The sequence below is a fragment of the Duganella violaceipulchra genome (genome assembly GCF_019166075.1).
In the GTDB taxonomy this organism is placed as follows: Bacteria; Pseudomonadota; Gammaproteobacteria; order Burkholderiales; family Burkholderiaceae_D; genus Rugamonas; species Rugamonas violaceipulchra.
In genome coordinates, this window is the sequence record NZ_JAHTGR010000007.1 from 327,279 (window position 1) to 338,232 (window position 10,954).

Here is a 10,954-nt window from a genome sequence, read left to right on the forward strand (position 1 = left end):
GGCCGCTGCGCGCAGGCCGGGGGCATCATTTTACCGCCCGGCCCGCTTTTATGCTCATCTTTGGCTAAAAACCCGGCAAAACAGGTCCTAGATCACGCCGTTTTGCTTGAACCACGCCTGCAAACGGGTCCAACCGTCCTTGGCGTCGGCCTCGACGTAGCTGGCGCGGTAGTCGGCGTGGAAGGCGTGGCCGGAGTTCGGATAGACGACAAACACCGCCTTGTTCGGCCCCTTGGCCAGCGCCGCCTTCATCGCCGCGATCGAGTCCTGGGTGATGCCGGTGTCCTTCAGGCCGTACAGGCCCAGCACCGGCACGGTCAGAGATCCAGCGATATCAACTGGGTGCCTGGGAGTCACCGGAGTGCTGTCGCCCATCAGGCGGCCGTACCAGGCCACGCCGGCCTTGATGCTGGGGTTGTGCGCGGCGTACATCCAGGTGATGCGGCCGCCCCAGCAGAATCCGGTGATGCCGATCTTGTCGCCGTTGCCGCCGTTGGCCTTGGCCCAGGCCACGGTCGCGTCGAGGTCGGCCATCACTTGCGCGTCCGGCGTCTTGGAGATGATGTCGCGTTGCAGTTCGGCGATCGAGGCGGCCTTTTGCGGATCGCCCTGGCGCACGAACAGGTCCGGCGCCAGCGCCAGGTAGCCCAGCTTGGCGAAGCGGCGGGCGACATCGGCGATGTGCTCGTGCACGCCGAAGATTTCCGACACCACCAGTATCACCGGCAAGTTGGTCTTGCCTTCCGGCTGGGCGCGGTAGACCGGCACTTGCACGCCGTCCACCGTCAGGGTGATGGTGCCGGCGACCAGGCCGGCGGTGTCGGTCTTGATGACGTTCTGCGCCACCACCGGCAGCGCGGCGGCGGCGAAGCCGGTACCCAGCGCTACTTTCAGGAAGTCGCGGCGGTCGACGCCGTCCGACAGACTGGTCTTGGTCAACAAGCTCTCTGCATCCTGCCTCAAATCATCCATGCGATTCCTCCGTAATTAGCGTGAGAGGCTTAATGCGCCTCGTCCCAGTTCTTACCCACACCGACTTCGGCGGTCAGCGGCACCTTCAGCGCCGCCACGCCTGCCATCAGCTTCGGCAGCATTTCCTTGACCAGCGCCAGTTCGGCGTCCGGCACTTCCAGCACCAGTTCATCATGCACCTGCATGATCATCTTGGTCTGCAGCTTATCCTTTTCCAGCCAATCCTGCACCGCCACCATGGCCAGCTTGATCAAGTCGGCCGCCGTGCCCTGCATCGGCGCGTTGATCGCGGCGCGTTCGGCACCCTGGCGGCGCGGGCCGTTCGGCGAATTGATCTCCGGCAGCCACAGGCGGCGGCCGAACACGGTCTCCACATAGCCGCGCGCCTTGGCCTGCAGGCGGGTGTCGTCCATGTACTGCTTGACGCCCGAGAAGCGCGCGAAGTAGCGGTCGATATAGCTTTGCGCCGCGCCGCGCTCGATGCCCAGGTTGCCGGCCAGGCCGAAGGCGCTCATGCCGTAGATCAGGCCGAAGTTGATGACCTTGGCGTAGCGGCGCTGCTCGCTGCTGACGTCTGCCGGCGACACGCCGAAGATCTCGGCGGCGGTGGCGCGGTGAATGTCGACGCCCTCGGCAAACGCGCGCAGCATGTTCTCGTCTTCCGAGATGTGCGCCATGATGCGCAGCTCGATCTGCGAATAGTCGGCCGAAACGATGTGGCTGCCCGGCGGCGCGATGAAGGCTTCGCGGATGCGGCGGCCTTCCCTGGTGCGGATCGGAATGTTCTGCAGGTTGGGATCGTTGGAGGCCAGACGGCCCGTCACCGCCACCGCCTGCGCGTAGTTGGTGTGCACTCGGCCGGTGTCCTGGTTGATCCCTTTCGGCAGCTTGTCGGTGTAGGTCGACTTCAGCTTCGACAGGCTGCGGTATTCCAGCAGCACTTTCGGCAGCGGATAGTCCTCGGCCAGCTTTTGCAGCACTTCCTCGTCGGTCGACGGCGCGCCGCTCGGGGTCTTCTTCACCACCGGCAGCTTGAGCTTCTCGAAGAAGATCTCGCCGATCTGCTTCGGCGAGCCGAGGTTGAACGGCTGCTCGGCCAGTTCATGCGCCTTCGCTTCGAGCTCGACGATGCGCGCGCCCAGCTCGGCCGACTGGATGTTGAGCAGCTCGGCGTCGATGTGCACGCCGTTACGCTCGATCTTTTGCAGCGCCACGGCGGTGGGCAGCTCGATGTTGCGGTAGATGAAGTTCAGCCTGGCGTCGTTCTCGACTTGGCCGATCATGGCCTGGTGCAGGCGCAGCGTGATGTCGGCGTCTTCGGCCGCGTATTCGGTGGCGCGGGCGATCTCCACCTTGTCGAAGGTGATCATGTTGACGCCCTTGCCGCACACGTCCACGAACGGGATGGTGGTGTGGTTCAGGTGGCGCAGCGCCAGGCTGTCCATGTCGTGCGTGCGGTGCGATTCGAACACATACGATTCGAGCAGCGTGTCGTGCTCGATGCCTTGCAGCTTGACGCCGTGGTTGGCGAAGATGTGGCTGTCGTACTTCAGGTTCTGGCCGACCTTCAGCTTGGTGGCGTCTTCCAGCCACGGCTTGAGCCTGGCCAGCACGTGCTCGCGCGACAGCTGCTGCGGCACGCCGGGATAGGCGTGCGCGACCGGGATGTAGCAGGCCACGCCCGGCTCCACCGACAGCGAAATGCCGACCATCTGCGCCGTCATCGGCTCGAGCGAGGTGGTTTCGGTGTCGACCGCGGTCAGCTGGGCGGCGTCGATCAGGGCGATCCACTGGTCCAGCTGTTCGTCGGTCAGCACGGTTTCGTAGTGGGTGTCGAGCTTGGGCGCTTCGCCGAACATGTCCAGGTTGGCGGAGACGGCGCCGCCGGCCGCCGGCGCGGCGGCCACGGCGGCGGCCTTGCCCACCGGCGCCTGCGGCGTGGTCCCGCCCAGCTCGCGCAGCAAGGTCTTGAAGCCGTACTTGCTGAAGAAGGCCAGCAGCGTTTCCTGGTCTTCGCCACGCGCCACCAGCGATTCGGCGATGGTGGCCATGTGGGCCGACAGGTCGCAGTCCAGCTTGACGGTGATCAGCTCGCGGCCCTTGGGCAACCATTCCAGCGCGCTGCGCAGGTTCTCGCCCACCGCCCCGCCGACCTGGGCGGCGTTGGCGATCACGCCATCGAGCGAGTCGTAGGCGCTCAGCCACTTGAGCGCGGTCTTCGGGCCGCACTTGGACACGCCCGGCACGTTGTCGACGGTGTCGCCGATCAGGGTCAGGTAGTCGATGATGCGGTTGGGCGGCACGCCGAACTTGGCCAGCACGCCGGCCTCGTCCATTTTCTCGTTGGTCATGGTGTTGATCAGCATGACCTGCGGATTGACCAGCTGCGCCAGGTCCTTGTCGCCGGTGGACACCACCACGTTCATGCCGGCCTGCGCCGCCTGGACCGACAGCGTGCCGATGACGTCGTCCGCCTCCACGCCCTCGACCATCAGGATGGGCCAGCCCATGGCCTTGACCGCCTCGTGGATGGGCTCGATCTGCAGGCGCAGGTCGTCCGGCATCGAGGCGCGCGTGGCCTTGTACTCGGGATACATGTCATCGCGGAAAGTTTTACCCTTGGCGTCGAACACGCAGGCGATGTAGGCGGCCGGGTAGTCGGCGCGCAGGCGGCGCAACATATTGACCATGCCGTGCATGGCGCCGGTCGGATGGCCGTCCGGGCTGCGCAGGTCGGGCAGCGCGTGGAAAGCGCGATAAAGGTAACTGGAACCGTCAACTAACAGCAGGGTATTTTGCATAGACACTAGATATGGGTGAGGGCGCCGCGCAACAATGGCGGCAAGGCCACGAATGGCGCATTATCGCAGGTTTTGGCGGCGCTTCCGTCGCCCGGCATGGTCTTTTCAAAATAACAATACCCCAGCGCCACTGTGGGGAAATCGGCTTTTAAAAACAGCGAAGCGTGTCTGTTTGTTACAATGGATCATACATAAAATTTTGACGGTTTTTCACAGCCGTATTTCACCCTAAGGCGATCCATCATGACGCGCACCTCCATTCTTGTGCCTGCCCTCCTCCTGACGCTCAGCGCCCACACGGCGTTTGCCCAGTCGACGCCGAGCCAGGCGCCGCCAAAACTGGAAAAGATCGAGGAAGTGGCCGACGATGCGATCACCGTGACCGCCAAGCCGACGCCGGAACACAAGATCACCGAAAAGCGCGACAACAGCGGTCAAGTGGTGGAAGCGACCGTCAAAAGCGGCCCCAGCACCTACACGCTGAAGCCGAACCGCCCGGCCGGCACCGCCTTACCCGGCGATGCGATGGGGGGCGCCAACCGCGGCCCGCAATGGACGGTGATGGAATTCGACATCGGCAAGAAAAAGAAAAAGACCACGGAAGAAGACGGCTCGACGGACAGCACCGCGCCCCCTGCCGTGAAATAACGATCTAGCGAGCGCCCGCCCTGCGCGGGCGTCCCCCGGCGCCCGTCCCGACGGCGGCGCCGCCCACCGAACCTCATCAAGTTTTCTCATGGCAGTGTTTACCCCGGTCAGCCTGGACGACCTTCCCCAGTGGATCAAGCAATTCCCCCTCGGCCAGCCCCTGGCGCTCAAAGGCATCGCCAGCGGCATCGAGAACAGCAACTTTTTCCTGACGACGGAAACGGGCGAATACGTCCTGACCGTGTTCGAGGTGCTGACCTTCGAGCAATTACCGTTTTACCTCAAGCTGATGCACCACCTGGCCGATCGCGGCGTGCTGGTGCCGGCGCCGGTCGCCAACGACCAGGGCGAGCTGATCGTCGCCCTGCACGGCAAGCCGGCGTCCATCGTCACCAAGCTTGAAGGCAAGTCGCAGATGGCCCCGCAGCCGGCGCATTGCGCCGCCGTCGGCGCCATGCTGGCGCGCATGCACCTGGCCGCCGTCGACTATCCGCTGCAGCAGCCCAATCTGCGCGGCCTGGACTGGTGGAACGAGACCACGCCGCAGGTGCTGCCCTTCCTCGACGACAGCTGCGCCCATCTGCTGCGCGCCGAGATGCATTTCCAGGAAGCGTTTGCCGGCTGCGACACCTACCATCAGCTGCAACGCGGCCCGGTGCACGCCGACCTGTTCCGCAACAACGTGATGTTTGACGGCGAGCGCCTGACCGGCTTCTTCGACTTTTACTTCGCCGGCTGCGACACCTGGCTGTTCGACGTCGCCGTCACGGTCAACGACTGGTGCATCAACCTCGACACCGGCGTGCTCGACGCCGCCCGCGTGCGCGCCCTGCTGGACGCCTACCACGCCGTGCGGCCGTTCACCGACGCCGAGCAGACCGCCTGGCAGCCGATGCTGCGGGCGGCGGCGCTGCGTTTCTGGCTGTCGCGCCTGTACGACTTCCACCTGCCGCGCGAGGCGGAGATGCTGACGCCGCACGACCCGACCCACTTCGAACGCATCCTGCGCGAGCGCATCGCCACGCCGGCGCCGGGATTGCGCGGATGAACAAGCTCCCCGCCAAGGCTGGTTGGCACTGGGTCAAGCAGGCCCTACAGCTGTTCCGCAAGCAGCCGGGCGCGCTGATGGCGCTGTTCTTCTGCTGCATGTTCCTGTCGCTGTTCTCGCTGGTGGTGCCACTGCTGGGCTCGATCGCGCCGACCTTGCTGGCGCCGATGTTCAGCATCGCCATGCTGCAAGCCTGCGCCGACGTCGACCACGACCAGCGCGCGCTGCCCAACCTGGTGTTCAGCGGCTTCCGCAAGCCGGTGCGCAAACCCTTGCTGGGCCTGGGCGTGCTGTATTTGCTGGTGATGCTGCTCGCGCTGGCGGTGCTGAGCTGGCTGGACGACGGCGTGCTGATCCAGATGGCCACGCGCCAGATCCCGATGGACAAGGACATGCTGGAAAATTCCCGCGGCGCCCTGTTCGTCTCGTCCGGCATCTACATGCTGGGCTGGATGCTGACCAGCCTGGCCGCGCCGCTGATCTACTGGCAGAAGATGACGCTGGCCAAGGCGCTGTTCTTCAGCGTGGTGGCGGTGTGCCGCGACATCAAGGCCTTCCTGACGGCGGCCGTGGTGCTGTTCCTGATGTTCCAGGTCGGCAGCATGATCCCGGTGCTGCTGTTCGATTCGGCGCAGATGGAGGTGACGGCCATCTTCACCATCTTCCTGATCATGGTCGTGCTGATGCATTGCACGCTGTACACCTGCTACCGCCAGATCTTCGGCACGCCGGAGGCCAGCGCGCCGCCGGTGCTGCCACCGAAGCCATAAGAAAAGGCGGCCATGGCCGCCTTTTCTCATGGTGCACCTCGCGCCCGCCTCAGCGGCCCAGCCGGTCCAGCTTGGCGATGCTCAGGTCCAGCACCTTCATGCCGTGGCTGCCGAAGTTGATCTGCGCGCGGGCGTTGTTGCCGCTGCCCTCGATGTTGACGATCACCCCCTCGCCGAACTTGCCGTGCGCGACGGACTCGCCGATGCGCCAGCCGGAGCCGGGCGACTTCTGCGCGATCTTCTGCGCGATGGCGTTGTCCGAACCGACCAGCGGCGCCTGGTCCCAGGCCGATTTCTTGTTGCCGGACCAGTGCGACTGCACCTTGGGCGACAGCCACTTCAAGGACTCTTCCGGCAACTCGTCGAAGAAGCGCGACTTCATGTTGTAGCGGGTCTGGCCGTGCAGCATGCGGGTCTGCGCAAAGCACATGTACAGGCGCTGGCGCGCACGCGTGATCGCCACGTACATCAGGCGGCGTTCCTCTTCCACGCCGTCGTGTTCGCGCGAGCTGCTCTCGTGCGGGAACAAGCCCTCTTCCAGGCCGGTGATGAAGACGTTGTTGAACTCCAGCCCCTTGGCCGAGTGCACCGTCATCATCTGCACGGCTTGCTGGCCGGCGGTGGCCTGGTTGTCGCCCGCCTCCAGCGACGCGTGCGACAGGAAGGCCGACAGCGGCGACATCACGGTCGGCAGCGCGGCGTCGGCGTCGAGGATCTCGAAGCCGTCTTCGTTGACGATCGGCATACCCGCCTGGGCCTGGGCCTGCGGGCCCAGGTGCGCCGGCGCGCCCTGGCCGAAACCTTCCTCGGAGACGAACTGGGTGGCGGCGCTGACCATCTGCTCCAGGTTCTCGATGCGGTCGGCGCCTTCTTTTTCGGTCTGGTAGTGGGCCAGCAGGCCGGACGCCTCCAGCACCACGCGCACCAGTTCCGGCAGGGCCATCTGCTGCGTTTCAAAGCGCGCGCCCTCGACCAGCTTGACGAAGCCGCCCAGCGACGAGCCGGCCTTGCCGGCCACGTAAGGCACGGCAGCGTACAGCGAGATGCGGTGCTGGTCGGCGGCCGCCTGCAAGGCTTCGATCGAGCGCAGGCCGATGCCGCGGGTCGGGAAGTTCACCACCCGCAGGAAGGCCGAATCGTTGTGCGGGTTGTCCATCAGCTGCAGGTAGGCGATCGCGTGCTTGACCTCGGCGCGCTGGAAATAGCGCAGGCCGCCGTAGACGTGGTACGGAATGCCGGCCGAGAACAGCGCATGCTCGATCACGCGCGACTGCGCGTTGGAGCGGTACAGCACCGCGATCTCGCTGCGGGCGGCGCCGTCGGCGATCAGGTTCTTGGTTTCCTCGATGATCCACTGCGCCTCGGCCAGGTCGGAGCTCGCCTCGTACACGCGCACCTGTTCGCCGTGGCCGGCGTCGGTGCGCAGGTTCTTGCCCAGGCGCTTGCTGTTGTTGGCGATCAGCACGTTGGCGGCGTCCAGGATGTGGCCGTGGGAGCGGTAGTTCTGCTCCAGCTTGATCAGGTTCTGGACCTTGAACTCGCGCTCGAAGGCGCTCATGTTGCCGACGTTGGCGCCGCGGAAGGCGTAGATGCTCTGGTCGTCGTCGCCGACCGCGAACAGGGCGCTGCCGCCGTCGCGTTCGCCGTGGCCGGCCAGCAGCTTGAGCCACTTGTATTGCAGGTCATTGGTGTCCTGGAACTCGTCGACCAGGATGTGCTTGAAGCGCTGCTGGTAGTGTTCGCGCAGCGGCTGGTTACGGCTGAGCAGCTCGTAGGTGCGCAGCAGCAGCTCGGCGAAATCGACCACGCCTTCGCGCTGGCACTGGTCGTCGTACAGCTGGTAGAGCTCGCACTTCTTGCGCTCGTCGGCGTTGTAGGGTTCGATCTTGTTGGCGCGCAGGCCCTGGTCCTTGGCGCCGTTGATGAAGTACATCACCTCTTTCGGCGGAAACTTCTCATCGTCGACGTTGTTGGCCTTGATCAGGCGCTTGATGGCCGACAGCTGGTCCTGGCTGTCGAGGATCTGGAAGGTTTGCGGCAGCGCGGCGTCGCGGTGATGGGTGCGCAGCAGGCGGTTGCACAGGCCGTGGAAGGTGCCGATCCACATGCCGCGTGTATTGATCGGCAACATCGCCGACAAACGCGTCATCATTTCCTTGGCGGCCTTGTTGGTGAAGGTCACCGCCAGCAGGCCGGACGGCGACACCTGGCCGGTCTGTATCAGCCAGGCGATGCGGGTCGTCAGGACGCGGGTTTTGCCGGAGCCGGCGCCCGCCAGGATCAGGGCGCTTTGTGCCGGCAGGGTCACGGCAGCGAGTTGTTCGTCGTTGAGATTATGGAGAAGATTGTGCATCCCGTGATTATACCGGGGTGGCGATCAAGTTGAGGTAGCCCTGAGGTATCCCGGATTTCCCGGACAGTTACTTCACTAGGATCGAACGCCGGTCCGTAGCCGGGGGGGTAAAAAGTATCCAATAATTAAATTTAATTATTTTGCAACTATTTCATGATTCCTGCTACTATTGGTCTCTGAAAGCTTCGATTTCTGTGTCAGGTTCCGAACGTAGCTTTCGAGAAATTTATCTTATCATTGCTGAAAACTGTTACTCAATTAAATGGAGAAGACATGTTTAGATACTTTCTTTCCTTGCTGATTTTTTTATCTTTTAGCAATACATCGTTTGCCTCTGCACTGCCATATTCTTCGTCACCTGTTAATGGTTTTACACCTGAATCAGAAATAGCAAAAGGATTCACACGGTTAAAAATTAGTCTTGCCATCGGCGAGTTAAATCCAGAAAACTCCATCCGCTTGGGTAGATTGAATGTTTGCACAAAAAGTGCATGTTTTAGCCCACCTACCCCTGGCTATTTCAACGCGATAAACACGGCAAACGGGTCTGCCACGTTGGTTGTCGACGCGATCGTTCCGTCAGTGAAAATTGAAAGCGTATATTTTTCAGAAATCACAGGGGCAAAAGTTGTTGATGGAAATATCAAACTACGCACTCCATTGGCGCTTGAAGAAGGATACTATGGCGGTGAAATATTAATAATATTATCAAGGAGGTCGAATGGAAAAAATGAAATTTATTATCCATCTGACTCTTCAAGTAATTTCTTCAACAAAGAAAGCCAATCCGTATACTACAATCCAAAAATTGCAATGACGGCAACCTTGAGCCATGCCACGATTTTTTTCCTACCCGTTGGCGCTTTGGAAACCGCTCAAATATTTTCGGTTGGAATTCATGATAACGGCAACAAACATCCATTGGTTGATATTTTTCCTTATGTGAATTTCATCCACAATGGGTCGCTAGAGACGGCTGAAATTGACCGTTCCAAAGAAGGCATGCGTGGCGACGGCGCTGTTACGCCGACACCCGCGCCGATGAGTTATCAAATGCATTCGCAGTCAGCAAAGTCAGCTCCGACTCCAAACCAATCGAGAAAAATAAAAAAAACAATCCCCAAGACCGGGGTATTTAGCAATTCAGATACCGACGTTATAAATTCGAGCGAAAATCAGAAAGAGAAAGGTATATCAGCTACGGCTGCACAGTCGTGTGCGGAAATCATCTCAAATCCCGTGAATTTAAATGGAATCAGAAGTGCGGCTTCTGGAAGTGGTGTTGTGAATGTTAATTGGTGTGAAAATATACCACCGTATATCCATATTGCATATATCAATACATCTGACCCAAGAGTTAAATATTCGATTCCGCTACATGATAGTAAATTCAGAGACTCAGCGGGCACAGGCCCTTATTTCTTCCTTAAAAGAATTACTGATTCTGGAGCTAATTCCATTGTCTCTATCAACGGGTTTACATGGTCAGGAGATCTTGGAATTGTATCAGGGGGAGATGGAACGTTAGATGGTTATGTAACATCCAATGGACAAGTGAAGGCAAACAATACGATTGGCGGTGGAACTACCAACATATGCACATTATTGTATCCCTGTTTCAACACAGGGCAGAAATTTGTAATGGGGTACGGCCGAGATTTTTCAAACCTCGCATTTTTCGACACAAGTGACCTGTATGTGAATTTCGGTAATTCTGGATTTAATGTGATAAGTTCCTCAACATCAGTGGTTAAAAATGGAGTATGTCAAACTCCTGGCACAAGTAGTAGGTGGTCGGCTATCGGTGCAGGACCTGGACAAATGGTGATGATGTCGTCAGTTTCTGGCTCGTCGACAACCGCTGCTGATCTTTGCCCAATATTTAAATCGTTCCAGATACAAAATGCGCTGAGATTGGATGGAGGTCCAAGCGCAGCTATAATGATTGATTCTAATGTGAAAAATCCACTGGTAGGACTCGACTATTTAAGATACGGAAGTCTTCGGTATATTGCATATCCACTTCGATTTTCTAAGTAGTCTGAGACGCCTACAGGGAACCTCGAATAACCGCCAATTTGTCATTCCCGCGCAGGCGGGAATCCAGGCATTGCCTGAATTCCCTCCATGCTGAGCCTCTGGGGATGCGGCGTATGGGGGGAAACTCATGCAGTGCATGGGGGGAACTCATGCAGTGCATGGGTTCCCGCCTTCGCGGGAACGACAGGTATTTCGTGCGGTGGTCAAGTAATTTCGGACACAACGATAGGTTCACGTGCTGCCATTTTCCGTTCGTAGACGGCGGGTGACAGATTTCCCAATGCTGAATTGATGCGCTTGCAGTTATAGAAGCCGACGATGT

General features: G+C 60.4%; 7 protein-coding genes. 4 read left to right on the forward strand and 3 right to left on the reverse strand.

What is annotated here, in order from left to right:
* Positions 1-87: 87 nt before the first annotated feature.
* Both KVP70_RS15790 and polA read right to left on the reverse strand, forming a co-directional pair.
* A complete protein-coding gene (locus tag KVP70_RS15790; protein WP_217943169.1) occupies positions 88-972 on the reverse strand; it encodes a dienelactone hydrolase family protein in 885 nt (294 codons plus the stop codon).
* A 29-nt stretch (positions 973-1,001) separates the two neighbouring features.
* A complete protein-coding gene (gene polA / locus KVP70_RS15795; protein WP_217943170.1) occupies positions 1,002-3,773 on the reverse strand; it encodes a DNA polymerase I in 2,772 nt (923 codons plus the stop codon).
* A 243-nt stretch (positions 3,774-4,016) separates the two neighbouring features.
* Between polA and KVP70_RS15800 the strand changes: the two genes are divergently transcribed.
* The 3 genes from KVP70_RS15800 (at position 4,017) to KVP70_RS15810 (ending at position 6,239) form a co-directional block, all read left to right on the forward strand.
* The gene (locus KVP70_RS15800; RefSeq protein ID WP_217943171.1) at positions 4,017-4,421 is read left to right on the forward strand and encodes a hypothetical protein; all 405 of its coding nucleotides are present in this window, start codon (positions 4,017-4,019) and stop codon (positions 4,419-4,421) included.
* Positions 4,422-4,509: 88 nt separating this feature from the next.
* Positions 4,510-5,469 carry a homoserine kinase gene (locus KVP70_RS15805; protein ID WP_217943172.1) on the forward strand — a complete coding sequence of 320 codons (960 nt, stop codon included), beginning with the start codon at positions 4,510-4,512 and terminating at the stop codon, positions 5,467-5,469.
* On the forward strand, positions 5,466-6,239 hold the full coding sequence (locus KVP70_RS15810) for a BPSS1780 family membrane protein (protein ID WP_217943173.1): 774 nt from the start codon (positions 5,466-5,468) through the stop codon (positions 6,237-6,239). The genes KVP70_RS15805 and KVP70_RS15810 overlap by 4 nt, the downstream gene beginning before the upstream one ends.
* Positions 6,240-6,288: 49 nt before the next feature.
* On the opposite strand, the gene KVP70_RS15815 is transcribed toward KVP70_RS15810, so the two are convergent.
* Positions 6,289-8,592: a UvrD-helicase domain-containing protein gene (locus KVP70_RS15815; RefSeq protein ID WP_217943174.1), complete on the reverse strand. Its 2,304-nt coding sequence runs from the start codon at positions 8,590-8,592 to the stop codon at positions 6,289-6,291.
* A 273-nt stretch (positions 8,593-8,865) separates the two neighbouring features.
* Between KVP70_RS15815 and KVP70_RS15820 the strand changes: the two genes are divergently transcribed.
* Positions 8,866-10,632: a hypothetical protein gene (locus KVP70_RS15820; RefSeq protein WP_217943175.1), complete on the forward strand. Its 1,767-nt coding sequence runs from the start codon at positions 8,866-8,868 to the stop codon at positions 10,630-10,632.
* Positions 10,633-10,954: the final 322 nt, after the last annotated feature.

Excerpts from the sequence above, each read along its gene's own strand:
- KVP70_RS15810 (WP_217943173.1), top strand. The coding sequence starts at position 5,466 with ATGAACAAGCTCCCCGCCAAGGCTGGTTGGCACTGGGTCAAGCAGGCC.
- polA (WP_217943170.1), bottom strand. The coding sequence starts at position 3,773 with ATGCAAAATACCCTGCTGTTAGTTGACGGTTCCAGTTACCTTTATCGC.
- KVP70_RS15815 (WP_217943174.1), bottom strand. The coding sequence starts at position 8,592 with ATGCACAATCTTCTCCATAATCTCAACGACGAACAACTCGCTGCCGTG.
- KVP70_RS15800 (WP_217943171.1), top strand. The coding sequence starts at position 4,017 with ATGACGCGCACCTCCATTCTTGTGCCTGCCCTCCTCCTGACGCTCAGC.
- KVP70_RS15820 (WP_217943175.1), top strand. The coding sequence starts at position 8,866 with ATGTTTAGATACTTTCTTTCCTTGCTGATTTTTTTATCTTTTAGCAAT.
- KVP70_RS15805 (WP_217943172.1), top strand. The coding sequence starts at position 4,510 with ATGGCAGTGTTTACCCCGGTCAGCCTGGACGACCTTCCCCAGTGGATC.
- KVP70_RS15790 (WP_217943169.1), bottom strand. The coding sequence starts at position 972 with ATGGATGATTTGAGGCAGGATGCAGAGAGCTTGTTGACCAAGACCAGT.